This window comes from Rosenbergiella nectarea (genome assembly GCF_900111105.1).
Lineage (GTDB): Bacteria > Pseudomonadota > Gammaproteobacteria > Enterobacterales > Enterobacteriaceae > Rosenbergiella > Rosenbergiella nectarea.
The window spans coordinates 24,714-43,079 of the sequence record NZ_FOGC01000001.1; the positions used below are offsets into that span (position 1 = coordinate 24,714).

Here is an 18,366-nt window from a genome sequence, read left to right on the forward strand (position 1 = left end):
TTTTCTTATCGATAAACGCGGCAAGGTACAGCTCATAGACCGGAAGTGAAAATCGATAATGCTAATAATTATTGATTTAGTTTATGATACCTATAAGGGCTAAATCTCCACCTAGATGGCTGTTTTATGCGGATGATAGTATCCGTAAGATAGTTGTCGCTCATGTGTTTGGGGAAATGGGAATAAATACAACAGGGGGAAGGAATAATAAGTAGGGTTAGAGGATGTCTGAGTGTTAGGGAGGACGTTATAAAATACCCTAAAGTCACCCCCATAAAAAAAGGCACTCTCCTTGCAGATAATGCCTTTCTTTTGAATCAGTTACGAATGAAGATTAGTTCATGCCGTACTGTCATATTACACGTCCTCATGCTTTCTCATGTTATATTAAATAATCAATATAATCAGTCACTTAGTATATTTTTCATACTGTACATTGTTCCAGTGCTTTCTCTTGTTTATCCTGTTATGCAATAAACCGTGGGGTACTCGGTGGGGTACAAAAACTGGGATGAACTAATTATGGCTGGTGGTCTTAATAAACTGACTGATAGAAAGCTAAAAGCTATTCATGGAGTAGCCTGTCAGAAGCCCTATAAACTCTCTGACGGGGCTGGTTTACTTATCCGCGTGTCAGCAAAGGGATCGATTAGCTGGGCTTTTAAATACCGCTTAGGCGGTCGAGAAAGTGAAGCGATCATCCTTACACTAGGTAAATATCCAGATATGGGACTTAAACAAGCCAGAGACTCCCGCGATAAATGCCGTAATTGGCTCGCCGATGGTAAAGATCCCCGCTTGCAGCTCAATCTCACTATGGAAGAAAGCCTTAAACCAGTGACAGTTCAAGAGGCGATTGAATACTGGATAAGGGAGTACGCCGAAGATAACAGGGCGAATGTCGAGAGGCATAAAGCTGAGCTAAGGAAACACATATACCCTTACATCGGCAAAATGGCCTTATCAGACTGTGAGACTCGGTACTGGCTAGGCTGTTTTGACAGAATGAAGAAGCAGACCCCTGTAGCTGCTGGTTATGTGTTCCAAATGTGCAAGCAAGCCTTAAAATTTTGTCGCGTTCGCCGGTATGCCGTTAGCTTGGCTCTTGAAGATTTGTCCATCCCTGATGTTGGTAAAAAACAGGCGAAAAGGGATAGGGTACTTAGCGATAAAGAAGCCGGTGATCTCTGGTCGGCCATAATCGACGGTACCCGCTTCATGCCCTACTATACCAATCTTCTCAAGGTCGCTATGGTCTTCGGTTGTAGAACGCAGGAAATTAGGCTCTCAGAGTTGAATGAGTGGGATATGGGCGCTTGGGTGTGGACCGTACCGAAAGCGCACAGTAAGGGTGGAGAGAAAATCATTCGCCCTGTTCCTGAAGCCATGAGGCCTTTTATCCAAAAATTGCATGAAGAGAATAAATCAACAGGCTTATTTCTTGGGGAGCTAAAAGGGAGTGAGGCGGTTAGCCAGTGGGGGAGGACGCTCTATAAGAGATTTGACCATGCTGAGCCTTGGACTCTACACGATCTACGGCGCACCCTAGCAACACACCTCAATAACATGGGGATTGCTCCACACGTGGTAGAGCAATTGCTGGGTCACTCAATGCCAGGTGTTATGGCAATCTATAACCGAAGTGTATATCTACCAGAAAAACTCGATGCCCTTAATAAATGGTGTGATCGACTTAATATTATTGGAGATAATAATTCAAAAGTGATTTTGTTTAAGGGATGTCAAAATGAATAAGTATTCTAATCAAATAGATGAAGTGGCTATTACATTATACGATTCAGGACTCTTGCCCGATTATAAAAAAAAGATACAGGATCAAGATAAGAACTCGCTATATTCTATGGGATGCATATTAGATTCTCGTGATTGGGGAGAGCAAATATCAGTCAGAGAAGTAATGTATAAAATGCTTACTGATAAGCGAATGGAGATGGCTTGGCCTGCTCTAACAAAGAGAGCAAGCGAGTGCCCGATAAGGTCATTATTCTATATGGCTCTGTGCATCGAAATATCTGAAATATACCCAGGCCCTGACGACTGGAGTTTACTGACACCCAATGAAAAAAAGAGAAAGTTGGATAAAATTAGTAAGCTTGCATTATCTTTATGTCAAGAGATAGCTAATACACCTCTCGATAGTAATGTAATGGAATATGCTAATCATAAAATGTATTTTGATAATTTTAAACAACGCTGTATGAGCAATAAGTATAGGGAAAAAATTGATTTTAGTTTGAGTGCTTTTTGTAAGTTAGAAGGCAACTTTTATATTAAAAAGCAAGAAAATTTAGAAAATGCTGTAGCTAACTCTTGGGCTGATATTGGCGTAATGGGGCCTAGTGTTAGCTCGTTGCTTCAAGATATATATTCAAAAGCAAAAAACTCTAATTATGAGTCAGTGATAAAAAGAAAGAGTCAAGTTCGAAGATCTTATTTTATAAGGAAATTATCGGCCTTCTTCCAAGAATATTTTGATACACCACTCCACAGTATCACTGCTGCCATTTGTTCTGTATTTCTCGATGAAGATATATCGATAGAGGAAGTCCGTTCTACGATTAGATGACATTGGCGTAAAATAAGGTGTCAGACTGCGTTTTACGCCAATGGTGGTTTTCAACATAAAAAAGCTGAAATATCGCCAATTACATACATCTTAAACATGATTAATAATAACTCCACAAAACACAGAAACAGTGGAGTTATTATGAGTAAGCACCAATACAATCACCCAACCCCTGAACAACGTAGAACAATTCTCGAAGAATATGGCTTCAAATATGATCGCCGTATTCGTGAGGAGGAGTGCTATGAAATCACTAGCGTCTCACGGTCAGCTCGTTTCAACATGGAAAATGAGGGGCGCTTCCCTAATCGTTGCCACTTTGGTCGAAACAGTTGTGCCTGGCTTCTTTCTGAAGTTCTCTGGTGGGTTAGAAATCCTCCCGTAGTTGAGAACGTAAACAACCCGCACAGCCGAAAGCCCACTTAACACAGGAACACTGCAATTAAACGCAAAATATTATTTATCACCAATGAGATCGATTTTGCGGGAACTTGCATAACTAATCTTGCAGTATCTGGGTTGCTGTCGCGGCGGCTCTAAATAACTCAATTCGGGGCTTTAAATATGACTATTAATAAAATGACCTTAATCGGTCAGGGGCGTCCTTACGCCCAAAATCAAGAAGTGACTATGAGCAGCTTAGATATGGTTTCGTATATAAATAGCGATCGCCAATCCAAAGCAACTGAAGAAGGTCTTGAGTTCCCTTGCAAAAAATACCGCAAGCTAGAGCACCGTAGCTTTATGAGTAAAGTTACAAAGGTCTTGGGGGATGCAGCTGCAAAATATTTTGCAACTGATACATACGTCAATGGAACCGGCGGTAAGGTTAAGCGTGAAATATATAACTTCCCTAAGCGTGAAGCCTGTCTTATGGCCATGAGTTATAGCTATGAATTACAGGCCGCTATCTATGACTACATGGAAGAGCTGGACCGTCAAAGGGGGGGATACCTTTCCCATACTATCAGCGAACTGCAGCAAATCGTTACGGCTGCAAGAAAGCACTCAGATGAGGACTCTAGCGATGCAGGTCGTCGATTGAGAAAGAGACAGGACGATTTACCACTGCTTAATAAGGCTGAGTATCTGGTAGAGAGTCTTGGGCAATTGAAGCTGAGTTTTGGGAAGGAGTCTGGCGATGATAAGTAAAACTACAGCGGCTTTGCAGAGCCGCCCTAGCATCGTAACAGAAGAACGGTGTAAAGATACCATACTGATCAGCCTGGTCAACCAATCACCCGCGAAAAATTGTGGGTTGCAGGTCAGCAATACTGACTCACAAATCTTGAGAGTTACCGTGGGTAACGCACAAACAGGGCTGGATAGTTATTCCTCAGATGATTTCTTAGCGAGCTTACGTTGTCTGCGCTGGATCTCCCCACGTAGTGCTGCAACTATGAATTGCGCTGTGCTCTCTGATTCCTCTTTCACTTCTTCCATTTTATCAATTACATCATGTGGAACCCGAGAGGCTATTTGTGTTGATTTATTATTGGTTCTACCCGTTGCCATGCTTAATCCTCCATTAATTAGGTGGTTAGCACTATACACGAAAAAAAGAATAAAAAAACTATTGAGGTGGTTAGCACCTTTGTGTAAGGTGGTTAGCACCTTGAGTATATCAAGGGATGTAAAAGACAACGCCCCAGACTGTGGGAGCAGTACTGAGGCGTCTAACCACAATCAGTTATACGAGGTAACAGATATGGCTGTAATACAGCATACCCAAACTCACCCCAAATTTACATGGCGTTTTATGGCTTTAAGCGCTGATGGTCTTGATATTGTTCACATTGAAGCGGGAACGGAAGAAGAAGCCCGCGCGTTATCCCCTGCTGGCCATGTGATCATTTTCGCTGGGCGTTTTAATGAGGGAGTTCGTCATGGATAAGTTAACTGCTTTAGACATCAGTGATGAATTCCGTTCTCTCAGCGTTCTCCTTTGTGCAGTAAAGGAAATGGATTACCGAAAAGAGGATGAAAGTACAGTGGCACTAGAAATCATCGACGCTGTTCTGCTGCGTTGTCGTAATCTCCATCAAAAACTTGAATGTCAGGGGGTGAGCCGTGACTGATATTTATAACGCAATCGCCACTAATGCTTACCACTTATCTAATGAGCATGACGAAACCCTGATGAAGCACAGAGACTGTTTCGATGATGCAGAGATCGCAGTCACTAGCGCTTTAAAGCTGATCGGTAATCTCATTCTGGAAGCTGAGCAAAGCGATTGTTATTCCAATGAGGAATCACGCCGTGATCTCAGTGAGGTTGGTCGAGTATTGCGAAGCCTACCCCGCTTAGCCCAAGCCTTAAATTTCAATGCTAGAGAGATTGATTTCGAACTTAAACGCCGTAAAGGAGTTAGCCAATGATAAGCAACGTTAAATTTAATGAGTTGGCTAATAAGGTCGTGGTAATGGAAGGCCGTATAGCTGAACTGGAAGTTATCGTCCGTTCATTGAGTGATCGTGATGGTGGGAATATCCCTGCGGGCATGACTCCACTGACTACCTTAGCGGCTGAGTTCGGTATCTCTACCAAGAAAGGGGAAGAGCTGGCAAAAAATAGCGGTGTGTTGCTGGTTAAGCAGAAGTCAGGGGGTTATATCGTACCTGATGAGAAATTCAGGGAGGCTGCAAGGCTGGTATTACGTTCTGCTAAACGAAAGATAGGATCCGCGTATTGGTACCATCCATTACTAGGTAAGTTTCAAATGAGTGGAGGGCTACCGAAGTGAAACCACAATTAACCACTATTGAGACTGTCTCAGATCAATTATTTGCCTGTGTGTATAACTGGTCTCATGGTCGCCCTTACACGAAGAGCGATATTGATAAAGCCCTGCTGGCACATAGGGATTCAACCACGCGTTACGGTCGCCTAGCAGCTCGACTGAAAGAGATTGGCGAGAAGACTTACGAGCAGCTTTGTGATGAAGGGTACGTAAATACTGACGCTGATAAGGCTATCGCTTTCCGTCGTGAGGAGCTGGAATCTCTGGCGGGTCGAGAAGAGCTTAAATCATGGCTAACGGACGTTAATCGTATTGCGCGTTTATTTCCCGAAGGGGCTATCACTACGAAAAAAACTAAATTACCGTTATCTCGTGGCTCAGACGGTTTTAACGTGCGGCAGAGTTATATCATCAAGCACTTTTTACCGGCGCAGTCATTCTGCGGTATCTATGGACCAAGCGGCTCTTACAAAAGTTTCTTAGCGGTGTCTTGGGCTTGTCATATTGCTAGTGGCCAAGCATGGGCAGATAAGAAAGTCACCCACAGCTCGGTACTGTATGTCGTGGGGGAAGGTGGTGTAGGTGTCCCGCGCAGAATTAGAGCCTGGGAACAGGCTACTGGTAGAACGGCGGATAATCTCTGGCTAGTCAATCGCCCGGTATTTCCGGTAAGACCGTCAGAAGTTGATGAGGTATTGCTAGCAGTAAAAGAGGTCGAGGAAAAAAGCGGGATCCCCGTTGGGCTGGTGGTGATTGATACGCTAGCGCGATGCTTTGGCGGTAATGACGAGAACGATGCGCGTGATATGGGGGCATTTATCGAAGGGTGCGACACTATCAAGCAGAAAACAGGCGCTACTGTGCTGGTGGTCCATCACTCAGGTAAAGACGAAGCGAAAGGCGCTAGGGGATCTAGTTCATTACGGGCGGCGCTTGATGTTGAGTTTAACGTTAAGCGTGAAGGAGAAGGTAAAGCACTCATCCTGTCATGCACCAAGATGAAGGATGCAGAAGAGCCGGAGCGTAAAGCCTATGACCTCAGAACCGCCGAACTGTATGAAGACGAAGACGGGGAAATGGTGTGCTCTCTGGTGGTATACGACAAGCCCCGTGAACCTAACGAGGTTGAGGCTGAACTAGCCAGTGTCTCTCGACTGACTGACAATCACCAAGCATTATGGCAAGCAGTGAGAAGTCGGACAGCTAAGGGTGATCCGTGCACTATTCCTGTCATTAAAGACGACTTGAAAGCCACGTTAGGTATCGAGAAGGTCAGGAAGTCTTTTCACCGATGGCTGGATAAGTTGGAGAGTGAAAACATTATCCGTGTTGAAGGAGAATATCTTACACCTCTAGTGCAACACGCGCGGCACTAAACGCGGCAAGTGCGGCAATTTGTGTGATTTATGTACTATTGCCGCACTTAGCCTGTATATATGCGAGCTAAGTGCGGCACATTAAATAAAGTCAGTGATACCAAGGGCTACAGCGATATTCGTAAAAACAAAGTGCGGCACCCCGCGCGCGCTTTCTTCGCGCGGCAGTAAGTGCGGCAAGCGCGGCACTCAACAGAGCAATTATTTTTACTCAGTAAACCAACAGAAGGTATTAAACATGAAAAGAGTTGAAGAATTAAAAAACCGTTTAGAGTGGCTAGAGTCCGCAATCTTGGAACAAGAAGGTTCGGCCGGTATCTACGCAAAGGATGGGAAAGTAAGCAAGCAGCTAGAAGAACTAAAAGTATACGTTAAGACGGAGATCGACAGACTGTCTGAAAGTGAAATGACCGAAGAAGAACAGGCTCATGTTCTACCGGCGTTAAACGATGCTTGGGCTACCGATATTCACGATATGGAGCCCAATGAAGAATTACTGAATAAAGTTTATAACACCCAATCAACGGTTTCTTACTGGATCAGCAATTACCAGCAATCAGATGAAGGCGCTTTATTGTAGTTCGAGTTAATAATATTGATGCTTTATCAGATAAAGATGTAATTATCGTTGCCTAAATAATTACATCTTTTTTTATCGATTATTTAGATAGATACGAAAATAACGCTGATGCACCAGCACCAACAACACCAGATACAGTAGAGTTATTTAGCAACTTGTTTAGCAATGATTTAGCTTCAGGATCATCAGATTTTGAAATTTTCTCAACCAATTCTTGTAACGTGATATTCACAACAAGATTATTGCTTTCACCTACCTGAACTTGTTGACCAGACACAGATTGGATATTAAATGTTGTGGTGGATGGCTGATTTTTATAGGCACTGGAGCTTTTATTTTCTACGTACAAAGTTAAAAGATGTGGATGGATAGTGCCGACACCTAGTGTCCCATCTTCAACCTCCTCCAAATCAGTGACAGTGAGGCTTATCTCCCCTCCTCCAGTTTTATATAAGATACTATCGCCAATCCGAATTTTAGGTATCAATGTGTAAGGCACGAGCACAGTTCCCTTCGCTGTATTCCTAGAACCATGCATTTCTTTTCCATCGATGATAAAAATTTGAGGGTAAGCATTAATACTGTTTCTAAGACTCATAAATCACCTTAACTTTTCATATTAGAGATAAAAAATATATCAGATTTGTAAATATATTGTACTCATGTTTACCCATGTTTACCCCTTGATTTAGAGGGGGTTTTCTTTATTTGAAATGTGTATATTTTTAAGAGTGGCACTCAGACGTGAGCCGCCACTGCCCGCTTGTTTTTGCCCCTGTCAGACGGATCCTTCCAAGCGGGCACCCCTCCAGAGCTGGTTTCACGTCTTCACGTTACTATTACGGAAACCACATCAATGAAGAAACTTTTAGAATTACGCCAGAAGAAAGCCGATCTCACTTCCCAAATGCGTTCGATGCTGGATAAATCAGAACAAGAGAAACGCAGTCTTTCCGAAGATGAAGCAAAACAGTTTGATGCTATCAAAACGCAAGTAGACAGCCTTAATGCTGAAATTAAACGTTTCGAGGATTTAGCCGATCAGGAACGTCAAGCACCGGGACAACCAGCTAGCCAAGACGAGCGTAGTAAAAATACTAACGCAGAATTACGTTCTTATATTTTGACTGGCGAAACCCGCGGACTCTCAACGGCAACAGGTACTGATGGTGGTTACACGGTGATCCCTGAGTTGGACACTGAGGTAATGCGCCAGCTACAAGATGATAGCGTCATGCGTCAATTAGCTACGGTAAAAACTACCAAGACCAACGAATATCAGAAACTGGTCTCTGTCGGCGGTGCTACGGTGAATCGTGGTACCGAAGGTGAAACCCGGACAGAAACCAGTACGCCTAAGCTGGAAGAGGTTAGCATTAAGCTCTTCCCAATCTATGCCTACCCTCGAACGACTCAAGAGATCCTCGACTTCTCAGAAGTGGATATTTTGGGCTGGCTGACCTCTGAAATTGCCGACACGTTCACTAATACCGAAGAAGATGACTTTGTTAATGGTGATGGCACCAAAAAAGCTAAAGGCTTCCTCACTTACCCTCGCGCGGAAACTGGGGATAAAACTCGCCCATTCGGTACGCTAGAGAAAGTCGTAACTTCCGGCGTTACTGCTGATGGTCTGATCGACATTCTGTACAAGCTAAAGTCGAAGTATCGTAAAAATTCATCGTGGGCAATGAACTCCAATACTGGCGCTATTTTACAGAAACTCAAAAACGGCAATGGTGATTATATCTGGCGTGACGGTCTAGTGGCGGGATCACCAAATACCCTATTAGGCCTTCCGGTCAAATTCGTTGAGACAATGCCTGACGCAGAGGCTGGCAAAGCATTTCTGGCCGTAGGTGATTTCAAGCGCGGCTATTTCATTGTCGATCACACTACCGGTGTGCGTACCAAACCAGACAATATCACAGAGCCTGGTTTCTATAAGGTTCACACTGATAAGTATCTGGGCGGGGGTGTCGTGGACTCCAATGCTATCAAGGTTCTTGAGATGGCAGCAGCATCTTAATTCAGTTAGGGGCTTCGGCCCCTTTTTGGTCTTTAAGGAGTCCACATTGAAAAAGAATGATTTTGAGATCCGCACCTCTGAGATAACCACCAGCGAACGTAAGTTGATTGGCTATGTTGTGCGTTGGAATAGTAAGTCAGAAGTGATCTGGGATGAATTTATCGAGCAATTCTCGCCTGGCGCTTTTGCTAATAGTCTTGCTGGTGGCGCAGATGTCCGAGCTCTATTCGAGCACAACCCGACTCAGCTATTAGGCAGAACCAAATCAGGCACACTGGTTCTAGCTGAAGATGATATAGGGCTACGCTTTGAACTCTCGCCACCGGATACACAGCTCGGCAATGACGTTCTAAAGCAAGTTGAGCGCGGCGATTTATCAGGCATGAGCTTTGGTTTCCGCGCGTTAAAAGATACCTGGGATATTAGTCAGGCACCTTACTTACGCACTGTCAGTCAGGCAGACCTTAGCGAAATTACGGTAACTAGCTTACCAGCTTATCCCGAAAGCGGTGTAGCGATTGCACAGCGCTCGTTATTTGCTCAGCATCCGCAATTAAACCAGTTAAAGGCTGATAATCGCCGTTACTGGGCTGATCTCGCGGGGTTGTGATATGTGGCCATTTAAACGCCGAGCTTCTGAACAACGTAGCATGACGATAGACGATTTCCTCGCATTGTCAGGTATACATAATACGGGATCTGGTGAATACGTTTCATCCGGTACCGCAGAATCATTGCCGGCAGTATTGAACGCGATCACCGTTATAGCGGAAGCAGTGGCCACAATGCCCTGCTACCTCTACAAGCTGCGTCACATTAACGGAAAAGAAACCCGAGAGTGGTTAAGTAGCCATCCGGTTGATTATCTTCTCAATGAAAACCCAAACGATAACCAAACTCCTTACCAGTTTAAGCGCACGATGATGCGCCATTGCTTATTGAATGGTAATGCCTACGCGGTGATCACTTGGGACAATGAGGGGCAACCCCAGAGCATACGAGCCTATCCTTCCGGGGCGGTCGTCCCTCGGCGTATTTCTGAGCATCGTTATAATTACACTATCACTGAGCCATTCACCGGAGCCGTAAGAACCTACCTTCAGGAAGAAATATTGCACCTTCGCTACTCCACTGATGATGGTTTTATGGGTAAGTCGCCGATCACTATTTGCCGTGAAACGTTAGGGCTCGGTTTAGCACAGCAGCGCCACGGTGCCAGCGTGATGAAAAATGGCTTAATGGCGTCCTCAGTGATTAAAACGCCTGATTGGTTCGATAGTGTCAAAGGGCAAAAGGCTCTCGAGTCTCTTGAGCGTTACAAAGGCGCTAGGAATGCAGGTAAAACGCCTATCCTTGAGGGGGGCATGACATTTGAGCAATACGGTATGAGCAATCAGGATGCCGAGTGGCTCGCCTCCCGACGGTTCACGATTGAAGATATTGCCCGCATGTTTAATGTCTCGCCTATCTTCCTGCAGGACTACTCAAACAGCACCTACAGTAACTTTAGTGAGGCCAGTCGTGCCTTTCTCACAATGACCATGCGCCCTTGGCTGGCAAATTTCGAACAACAGATTAAGTCGGCACTGGTTATGGCGCCACCGTCACCTGGCACCCGCTATCAGGTCGAATTCGATTCCTCAGACTTACTCCGAGCAACTCCGGCTGACCGCTATTCAGTTTACGAAAAAGGTATCAAGAACGGCATTCTAAGCCCGAATGATGCGCGAGCAACTGAAGGGTTGCCACCTCGTGAAGGCGGTGATGAATTCAGCCAGGCATGGAAGCAAGAAGTAAAAATCAGCAATAACGGGAGTGATGATAAATGATACCCGGACGCATGAATCGACGCATAACTATCCAGCGATTTACTGAAACTCAAAACCCAATGACGGGATCAATTAGCAAGCAGTGGACTGATCTCTCTACGGTGTGGGCTGATATTAGCTTTATTTCAGGGCGTGAGCTCATTGCCGCCCAAACAGAACAAAGTGAAGTCACTGTGAGGTTTTGGATTCGCTACCAGAAAGGGCTCACGACTGAAGACAGGATCCTCTACCAAGAGCCGGGCGTTTCAGCGTTGGTGTATGACATTACTTCAATCATCCCAGACGGAAAGCGTACACGGTTAGAGATATTGAGCAAAGGCGGGGTAAACGATGGCTGAGTTAATTACGCTTGATGAGGCAAAGCTACATTGCCGTATTGATTCCAGTGAAGATGATCCGCTGATTACGGTTTACATCGCCGCCTCGCTTGAGGCGTGTAGTAAGCACATAGGTAAAGCGATTGGTGATGAAGCCGGACAGCAACCCTTCACGCCGGGCATTAAAGCCGGTTGCCTGATGTTTATCTCAATGCTCTATGAGTATCGCACATCAATCAGTGATGTTGAGGCTAAGCGCGTTCCTTTTGCTATTGAATCGCTATGGTCCGTCTACCGTGACTTAGGGGTGATGTGATGCCGTGGAAACCATTAAGTCGATGCACAGAGCCTGGCTGCAATAAGCGTGTTACATCCGGTAAGTGTGAAGAGCATCAGCGTGTGTACTGGCGGGCAGAAGACAAGCGGCGTGGTAACAGGCGCGAGCGTGGCTATACCAATGCTTGGGATAAGTATCGACTCCAGTATCTGAAAGCACACCCTCTCTGTGTTGAGTGCCAGCAACAGGGGTTACTCATTCCAGCCAAGATAGTGGACCATATCATCCCCATCAGTGGTGGTGATGATGTCCTGTTCTGGCCTGAGTGGAACCATCAACCGCTATGCCAAACTCACCATAACCAGAAGACAGTGAAGCAAGACCCTATCACCAAGGCTCGCCGCGAAGCTGGTGAGTTTCGTGAGCTGGAGATTAAAGCCGTAAGAGGAGTCGTGTTCTATGAGTGAACAAGAAACCTTGCAGCTATACGGATCACTGACTCGCAGCCGTGAAGCTTTCATGTCAGGCCGCAACAGAGTGACTGAGAGTAACTCTGTGCGGCGCAAGAGCCAGCGTGACCGAGAGCTCAACGAGTGCTTTCGCAACCGCTGACAGGCCGCACAACACGGGTGGGGGGAGTTTTCAGGACAAAAGGCCGTTCGCCAGTCACCGCGCCCCCCATCAGATTTTTACGCGCGGTGATTTTTTGGGAAATAAGCCGCGTGGAAGGAAAAAAATTTTATGGCCAGACCGCCAAAGCCGCCGAGCTATCTTGATGAGCTGGCGGCTCAACAATGGAAACAAAAAGCAAAGCAGCTTTCCGAGCGTGGGGATCTGACTCCCGCCGATTGGAACAATCTCGAATTGTATTGTGTAAATTATTCGATGTACCGCAAAGCGGTTGCAGACCTTGCCACTCGTGGGTTTAGCATTATCAACAGTCAGGGCGGTGAGAGTCGAAACCCAGCGTTAAGCGCTAAAGCTGACGCAGAAAAAATCATGATAAAAATGTCCTCACTCCTTGGTTTTGATCCTGTTAGCCGCCGTAAAAATCCGGTTGAAACTGAAGAGGAAGACGACCTTGACCGTCTGGGATAACTACGCAAACGCGATAAAATCGGGTGAAATTCCCGCCTGTACGCGTGTAAAACAAGCCGTTGAACGCTACTTTTCAGACCTGAACAACCCTCTTTATGAGTTTGATCAGGCCACAGTAGAGCGATTTATTAGCTTTTCTCTTCTTTGTCCGCACGTTAAAGGGCCGCTAAGAGGCCAGCCAATCGTCTTGGAACCGTGGCAGCAATTCGCCTTTGCGTGCCTTCTTGGTTTCAAGGTGATCGCTACAGGGCGAAGAAAGTACAGTAGTGCCTTTATTGAAGTGCCGCGTAAGAATGCAAAGTCCACTGTGGCCGCAATGCTAGCTAATTGGTTTCTTGTCATGGAGCCGGGGCAACAAGATATTTACACCGCCGCAGTGAGCCGTGATCAGGCCCGTATCGTGTTCGATGATGCGCGGCAAATGTGCCTACTCTCAAAGCCGCTAAAAAAACGTCTTAACGTCATGCAGCACCGCATGATTTACCCAAAGTCTAACAGCATACTGAAACCCTTAGCGGCTAAAGCGGCAACCATTGAAGGGACCAACCCAAGCCTCGCAATTGTCGATGAGTATCACCTTCACCCTGATAACAGCGTTTACTCAGCGCTAGAACTCGGGATGGGTGCCCGCCCTGAGGCCATATTATTTGCAATCACCACGGCCGGCAGCAACGTAGTCTCAGCTTGTAAGCAACATTACGACTATTGTTGCCAGATCCTCGCGGGGGAAGAAGTGAATGAATCGCTATTCATTCTAATTTATGAGCTTGATGATGAGAGCGAGATAGACCAGCCAGAGCTATGGATCAAAGCCAACCCAAACCTCAATGTTTCCGTTGATGAAGCTAAATTAGACTCGACCATCCAAAAAGCCCGCGGCATCCCTTCCCAATGGGTAGAGATGATGACAAAGCGTTTTAATATTTGGTGTCAGGGTTCAACACCTTGGATGGGTGCCGGTGCCTGGGAGCGATGCGCAGATAGTTACGAGGAACGGGACTTATACGGCAAAGAGTGTTATGCGGGGCTTGATCTATCATCGACTGGCGATATTACTAGCGTGTGTTATGCCTTTCCATACGGCGACGAAATAAGATTAGTCACTCGTCATTATCTGCCTGAATTCCAACTACAGAACGTAGCCAATAAAAACCGCGCAATCTATCGCCAGTGGGTGCAAGCGGGATGGATTAGGACAACACCAGGGGATTGTATTGACTACGATCGCATCCGAGACGACATAATCGAAGATGCTAACGCCTTCTCAATAAAACTGGTGGGCTTTGATATATGGAACGCCACGCACCTTAGGACTCAACTTCAAGGCGCTGGGCTCGATGTTGAGCCATTTCCTCAAACCTACATGAAATTTAGCCCTGTATCGAAATCTTTCGAGGTCTTCGTTAACCGCAAAGTTATCCGGCATAACGGGGACCCGGTCCTAGCATGGGCGATTAGTAACGTAGTGATGGAGTCCGATGCCAATGCCAACATTAAGCCTAATAAGAAAAAGTCAGCCAATAAGATAGACCCAGTGATCGCGTCATTGATGGCCTTCGGCACTTGGCAGGCAGAGCACGAGGAATTTAGTTTCGATATGGGTGGCCAACATAAAGAAAGGCTCCGCAATTTTACAGGCGTCTGAATCATCTAACGCCATATCTGGCGTTTGAATAACGGAAACTTGCCGCACTTAGTGCCGCGCGAAGAAAGCGCGCGCGGGGTGCCGCACTTTGTTTTTACGAATATCGCTGTAACCCTTGGTATTACTGGCTTTGTTTAATGTGCCGCACTTAGCTCGCATATATACAGGCTAAGTGCGGCATCCGCATAAAATTCACACAAACTGCCGCATATAGCGCGTTTAGTGCCACATTTAATAGAGGTTCTATGAAATCGAATAAAGCTATTAATGACACATTATCAGCAATGGTTCTTGCTGGTGGTGAGCCGATGAATGGACAACAACGGCTTATGGTCCGTAATGGTGTAGCCCAAGGAGATGCAGATAGGAAGAGGTTCTTAAGGAGTGTACACAGTAAGGGGCAGTTTGAATGGAAAAAACCACAGCCTAAACGATAACTACGGGGATCACCGCAGTTTACCTATCTGAACCGTAACCCAAATATTGGGTATCGCCCTATAAGTTGTTCTGGTGTTTTGCTGGCTGTGCAGAATACGGTGGGGTACTAGGTGGGGCACAAAACTTAAAAAGGCACCATTCAATTAAGAATAATGCCTTTCCTTTGAATCAGTTACTAAAGAAACTTAGTTCATGCCGTATTTTTTCAATTTCTTGCGCAGGGTACCACGGTTGATGCCCATCATCAGTGCTGCACGAGTCTGGTTACCACGGGTGTACTGCATTACCATGTCCAACAGGGGCTGTTCTACTTCAGCCAGGACCAGTTCATAGAGTTCATTAACATCTTGACCATTTAACTGTGAAAAATAGTTTTTCAAAGCTTGTTTTACATTGTCACGCAATGGTTTTTGGGTGACTTGGTCTTGTGAGTTAACAGTTGAAACGGTCAGTACGTCAGAATTTACGCGTTGTTCGAACATAGTTCTTTAAGCTCTTTTTTTCGTTTACGCCAGGTTTTCGAAGTATGCTTCCAACGCTTCCAGTTGTTCACTGGCATCCTCTATAGCGTTGAATGAGCGCCGAAACTGGTCATCAGGGGCATGTTCTTGTAGGTACCAAGAGACATGTTTGCGGGCAATACGGTATCCCTTGGCATGGCCATAAAAGCCGTGCAACTCCCGTATATGTCCGATTAGCATTGACTTCACCTCAACGAGTGGTTTCGGTGCAAGTAGCTCCCCTGTGTCCAGGTAATGCTGGATTTCCCGGAAGATCCATGGTCTTCCCTGAGCGGCACGGCCTATCATTAGGGCGTCAGCCCCAGTGTAGTCCAGAACTGCTCTGGCTTTATGCGGGTCAGTGATGTCTCCATTCGCAATAACAGGAATAGAAACATTCTGCTTAACTGTCCGAATACTGTCGTATTCAGCTTCCCCATTAAACAAGCAGGCACGAGTCCGGCCATGTATGGTTAATGCTTGAATACCACAGCGCTCAGCCAATTGGGCAATTTCAACACAATTGCGATTATCGGTATCCCATCCGGTACGGATCTTTAGCGTAACAGGTACGTCAACCCCATTTACCACGGCACGTAGAATCGATTCTACAATATCGGGATGTTGGAGTAGGGCAGAACCCGCCATCTTACGATTCACTTTTTTTGCTGGGCAACCCATATTGATATCGATAACTTGCGCACCAGAATCTACATTGATTCTTGCTGCGGCGGCCATCTCATCAGGATCACACCCTGCTATCTGTACCGAGCGGATACCCGGCTCGTCACTATGTACCATACGTAGTCGAGATTTATCACTCGCCCACACCTGTGGGTTCGACGACAACATCTCTGACACGGTCAATCCAGCCCCATTTTCATAACAAAGCGTACGAAAAGGACGATCAGTGATCCCGGCCATCGGCGCGGCAATCAGGCGATTTCGAAGCTGGTATTGTCCAATGCGCATAGGGTAGAAAGTGGCCTTAAATGTTCGCAAGGCGGCGTATATTACGCATTTTTTATGGAAGATGAAAGGCCAAACTTTGAACAATTTGTTTTAAAGCCCACTTTTGTTTGAGTTAGTCCTAAGGAGAGGTGGCTAATAGCTAGTGTAAACAGTTACTTAGTTGATTATTTTGGCTTAAAATATCACTGGTAAGGGGGGTGAAAGGCGTTAAAAAAGTTATCCCCCCCGCATCATTTACGTCATTATTGCACGACCATTCGTCCATTCAACGGTTGTATTGGGCGATTATTGGTCATACCCAGCAACGACTTAATACTTTCAAGCTGTTGGGCAGAGAGAGAAACACTCTCTTTCATCACTAGCCAACGAACCCCTTCGGTACAGGGTGGTGTGGTAAGCGAGCCACTAAATCGATAATAGTGAGTGGAGGCTGGAAAGAGTGACGTAATATCAATGGTTTTATCGAGAGGCTGCGTTTCATATTTACGCACTGGGGCTTGATCGATAATCTGCTGTAACGCTGGGTTTTTATCACCCACTTCAAACATCACTGCCAATACCGCCAAGTTACCCTCAGCGTCGCTATGGACAAAATGAGCCTCTAAAGGGAAAGATTTTCCATTGATAGTATTCTCACTCGGCGCATGAAAGTGAAATTGTTTAAGTTTGAAGTTGATACCATCTAAGGCGAAATTGTCTTCGTCATCTACGTTCAATTGCAGAGTATGACCATTGTTGATGATGGAGGTGGTATGGGTGCGGAAGTGAAGTGCTAGGGGAGGGAGTTTTGCATCAATTGTCCCTTTTATATCAATAGGGGATTGATAAGCACCCTCTTTACACATCTGGTATTCACTGCTGAGCGTCCCCCAGTTCTCTGGGGAATTATTTCCTTCGTAGGACCACGGAATGGCATGGGCTGAGGGGGCGATTAAGGCGAAGGTAAAAAATAGGGGGAAAAATCCTTTCATGGGCGTTCCTGTATTATCGCAGCACCACTATTAGTGCCGCGATGATCTAAGCATACTCTGGGTAAGCTTATTGCTCGGTTAAGCAAAGAATATGTAAAGCTTTAGGCTTATTAAGGGTGATGACGCTTACCGGTAATACGACACCACTCTTCTTTCTCGGCGACCGGGTCTAACACGAAATGTTGCGCATAGGCTTCGCAAACACTTTCTGCTTGGCTCGCTAAGATACCGGATAAACCGAGTTCACCCCCGGCTACCGGTAATACGCGGATTAACGGTGCTAGCTCGCGTAATGGCCCCGCGAGAATATTAGCCACTACCACATCCGCTTGCAGATTTTCCGGTTGCTCGTGGGGCAAATAGAGCTCAAGTTTATCTGCAACGCCATTACGTGCAGCGTTATCACGGCTTGCTTGAATGGCTTGAGGATCGATATCAATCCCGATGGCACGTGAAGCCCCTAATTTCAGGGCAGCGATCGCCAAGATCCCAGAACCGCAGCCGAAATCGATCACGGTTTTTCCTTCAAGATCCAATCCATCTAACCAGGTTAAGCACAGTGAGGTGGTTGGATGCGTTCCAGTGCCAAAGGCTAATCCAGGATCGAGCATAACATTGACCGCATTCGCATCGGGAACATCGCGCCAGCTAGGACAAATCCACAGACGCTCACCAAAACGCATAGGATGGAAATTATCCATCCATTCGCGTTCCCAATCTTTATCTTCGATCTGTTCTATTTTGTGGTGAAATCCTTCACCTAACAGTGGGTGAGCCGCCATCATCGTCACGACTGTTGCCATATCCGTTTCAGCATCGAACAGGCCGATGATGTCGGTATCGCCCCATAGGCGCGTTTCACCCGGTAGCGGTTCGTAGACCGGATTATCATGGGTATCTTGAAAGGTAACAGACACGGCACCTGTCTCCTCCAAGGCCTCCGCGAGCTGTTCCGCATGACTTCCAGTGGTATTGATCTTAATTTGAATCCAAGGCATAGCATTTC

The 18,366-nt window shown here is 45.9% G+C and carries 25 protein-coding genes; 20 read left to right on the forward strand and 5 right to left on the reverse strand.

The genetic code is table 11. The annotated features are described in order from the left end of the window. The first annotated feature begins 83 nt into the window (after nucleotides 1-83). From BMX14_RS16325 to BMX14_RS00160, 11 genes are all read left to right on the forward strand, one after another. Entirely contained in the window at nucleotides 84-215 is a 132-nt protein-coding gene (locus tag BMX14_RS16325) for an IS1 family transposase (RefSeq protein ID WP_092670995.1), read from the forward strand. Between the two features lie 307 nt (nucleotides 216-522). Beyond that, on the forward strand, nucleotides 523-1,755 hold the full coding sequence (locus BMX14_RS00110) for a tyrosine-type recombinase/integrase (RefSeq protein WP_092672409.1): 1,233 nt from the start codon (nucleotides 523-525) through the stop codon (nucleotides 1,753-1,755). Then, the gene (locus BMX14_RS00115; RefSeq protein WP_092670998.1) at nucleotides 1,748-2,587 is read left to right on the forward strand and encodes a hypothetical protein; all 840 of its coding nucleotides are present in this window, start codon (nucleotides 1,748-1,750) and stop codon (nucleotides 2,585-2,587) included. Before BMX14_RS00110 ends, BMX14_RS00115 begins: the two co-directional genes overlap by 8 nt. A gap of 141 nt (nucleotides 2,588-2,728) precedes the next feature. Continuing rightward, nucleotides 2,729-3,013, forward strand: coding sequence for a helix-turn-helix transcriptional regulator (locus tag BMX14_RS00120; protein ID WP_092671001.1), 285 nt, complete (start codon nucleotides 2,729-2,731; stop codon nucleotides 3,011-3,013). Nucleotides 3,014-3,157: 144 nt separating this feature from the next. Beyond that, nucleotides 3,158-3,739 (forward strand): Rha family transcriptional regulator, encoded by a 582-nt coding sequence (locus BMX14_RS00125; protein WP_408011854.1) that lies wholly within the window; start codon nucleotides 3,158-3,160, stop codon nucleotides 3,737-3,739. After that, nucleotides 3,729-4,481, forward strand: a complete 753-nt coding sequence (locus BMX14_RS17235) for a host cell division inhibitor Icd-like protein (RefSeq protein WP_143056368.1) — start codon at nucleotides 3,729-3,731, stop codon at nucleotides 4,479-4,481. Before BMX14_RS00125 ends, BMX14_RS17235 begins: the two co-directional genes overlap by 11 nt. Beyond that, complete coding sequence (locus BMX14_RS00140; RefSeq protein ID WP_092671010.1) at nucleotides 4,474-4,665, forward strand: hypothetical protein; 192 nt, start codon at nucleotides 4,474-4,476, stop codon at nucleotides 4,663-4,665. The genes BMX14_RS17235 and BMX14_RS00140 overlap by 8 nt, the downstream gene beginning before the upstream one ends. Then, complete coding sequence (locus tag BMX14_RS00145; RefSeq protein WP_092671013.1) at nucleotides 4,658-4,966, forward strand: hypothetical protein; 309 nt, start codon at nucleotides 4,658-4,660, stop codon at nucleotides 4,964-4,966. Before BMX14_RS00140 ends, BMX14_RS00145 begins: the two co-directional genes overlap by 8 nt. Continuing rightward, nucleotides 4,963-5,331 (forward strand): hypothetical protein, encoded by a 369-nt coding sequence (locus tag BMX14_RS00150; protein ID WP_092671016.1) that lies wholly within the window; start codon nucleotides 4,963-4,965, stop codon nucleotides 5,329-5,331. The genes BMX14_RS00145 and BMX14_RS00150 overlap by 4 nt, the downstream gene beginning before the upstream one ends. Then, nucleotides 5,328-6,704: a helicase RepA family protein gene (locus tag BMX14_RS00155; RefSeq protein WP_092671019.1), complete on the forward strand. Its 1,377-nt coding sequence runs from the start codon at nucleotides 5,328-5,330 to the stop codon at nucleotides 6,702-6,704. The genes BMX14_RS00150 and BMX14_RS00155 overlap by 4 nt, the downstream gene beginning before the upstream one ends. Before the next feature lie 238 nt (nucleotides 6,705-6,942). Further along, complete coding sequence (locus BMX14_RS00160; RefSeq protein ID WP_092671022.1) at nucleotides 6,943-7,284, forward strand: hypothetical protein; 342 nt, start codon at nucleotides 6,943-6,945, stop codon at nucleotides 7,282-7,284. 79 nt (nucleotides 7,285-7,363) lie between these two features. Here the strand turns inward: BMX14_RS00160 and BMX14_RS00165 are convergent, their stop codons facing one another. Beyond that, entirely contained in the window at nucleotides 7,364-7,882 is a 519-nt protein-coding gene (locus tag BMX14_RS00165; RefSeq protein ID WP_092671025.1) for a hypothetical protein, read from the reverse strand. Between the two features lie 258 nt (nucleotides 7,883-8,140). On the opposite strand from BMX14_RS00165, the gene BMX14_RS00170 reads away from it, so the two are divergent. The 9 genes from BMX14_RS00170 to BMX14_RS00215 all read left to right on the forward strand — a co-directional run bounded on the left by BMX14_RS00170 (nucleotide 8,141) and on the right by BMX14_RS00215 (nucleotide 14,916). After that, a complete protein-coding gene (locus tag BMX14_RS00170; RefSeq protein WP_092671028.1) occupies nucleotides 8,141-9,313 on the forward strand; it encodes a phage major capsid protein in 1,173 nt (390 codons plus the stop codon). A 46-nt stretch (nucleotides 9,314-9,359) separates the two neighbouring features. Then, nucleotides 9,360-9,923: an HK97 family phage prohead protease gene (locus tag BMX14_RS00175; protein WP_092671031.1), complete on the forward strand. Its 564-nt coding sequence runs from the start codon at nucleotides 9,360-9,362 to the stop codon at nucleotides 9,921-9,923. Between the two features lies 1 nt (nucleotide 9,924). Then, nucleotides 9,925-11,142, forward strand: coding sequence for a phage portal protein (locus tag BMX14_RS00180; RefSeq protein ID WP_092671034.1), 1,218 nt, complete (start codon nucleotides 9,925-9,927; stop codon nucleotides 11,140-11,142). Between the two features lie 11 nt (nucleotides 11,143-11,153). Beyond that, complete coding sequence (locus tag BMX14_RS00185; RefSeq protein ID WP_230527177.1) at nucleotides 11,154-11,480, forward strand: phage head closure protein; 327 nt, start codon at nucleotides 11,154-11,156, stop codon at nucleotides 11,478-11,480. Continuing rightward, nucleotides 11,473-11,775: a head-tail connector protein gene (locus tag BMX14_RS00190; protein ID WP_092671039.1), complete on the forward strand. Its 303-nt coding sequence runs from the start codon at nucleotides 11,473-11,475 to the stop codon at nucleotides 11,773-11,775. The genes BMX14_RS00185 and BMX14_RS00190 overlap by 8 nt, the downstream gene beginning before the upstream one ends. Then, nucleotides 11,775-12,203, forward strand: a complete 429-nt coding sequence (locus BMX14_RS00195; RefSeq protein WP_092671042.1) for an HNH endonuclease signature motif containing protein — start codon at nucleotides 11,775-11,777, stop codon at nucleotides 12,201-12,203. The genes BMX14_RS00190 and BMX14_RS00195 overlap by 1 nt, the downstream gene beginning before the upstream one ends. A 274-nt stretch (nucleotides 12,204-12,477) precedes the next feature. Further along, on the forward strand, nucleotides 12,478-12,834 hold the full coding sequence (locus BMX14_RS00205; RefSeq protein ID WP_092671045.1) for a phage terminase small subunit P27 family: 357 nt from the start codon (nucleotides 12,478-12,480) through the stop codon (nucleotides 12,832-12,834). After that, on the forward strand, nucleotides 12,818-14,479 hold the full coding sequence (locus tag BMX14_RS00210) for a terminase large subunit (RefSeq protein ID WP_092671048.1): 1,662 nt from the start codon (nucleotides 12,818-12,820) through the stop codon (nucleotides 14,477-14,479). The genes BMX14_RS00205 and BMX14_RS00210 overlap by 17 nt, the downstream gene beginning before the upstream one ends. Nucleotides 14,480-14,724: 245 nt before the next feature. Further along, the gene (locus tag BMX14_RS00215) at nucleotides 14,725-14,916 is read left to right on the forward strand and encodes a hypothetical protein (RefSeq protein ID WP_092671051.1); all 192 of its coding nucleotides are present in this window, start codon (nucleotides 14,725-14,727) and stop codon (nucleotides 14,914-14,916) included. 186 nt (nucleotides 14,917-15,102) lie between these two features. Here BMX14_RS00215 and fis read toward each other — a convergent pair whose 3' ends face one another. The 4 genes from fis to prmA form a co-directional block, all read right to left on the reverse strand. After that, complete coding sequence (fis, locus tag BMX14_RS00220; RefSeq protein WP_048912826.1) at nucleotides 15,103-15,399, reverse strand: DNA-binding transcriptional regulator Fis; 297 nt, start codon at nucleotides 15,397-15,399, stop codon at nucleotides 15,103-15,105. Nucleotides 15,400-15,423: 24 nt separating this feature from the next. After that, a complete protein-coding gene (gene dusB, locus BMX14_RS00225) occupies nucleotides 15,424-16,389 on the reverse strand; it encodes a tRNA dihydrouridine synthase DusB (protein ID WP_092671054.1) in 966 nt (321 codons plus the stop codon). A gap of 242 nt (nucleotides 16,390-16,631) precedes the next feature. Continuing rightward, nucleotides 16,632-17,360, reverse strand: coding sequence for a carbonic anhydrase (locus BMX14_RS00230; RefSeq protein WP_092671057.1), 729 nt, complete (start codon nucleotides 17,358-17,360; stop codon nucleotides 16,632-16,634). 110 nt (nucleotides 17,361-17,470) lie between these two features. After that, complete coding sequence (gene prmA / locus BMX14_RS00235; protein WP_092671060.1) at nucleotides 17,471-18,358, reverse strand: 50S ribosomal protein L11 methyltransferase; 888 nt, start codon at nucleotides 18,356-18,358, stop codon at nucleotides 17,471-17,473. Between the last annotated feature and the right edge of the window lie 8 nt (nucleotides 18,359-18,366).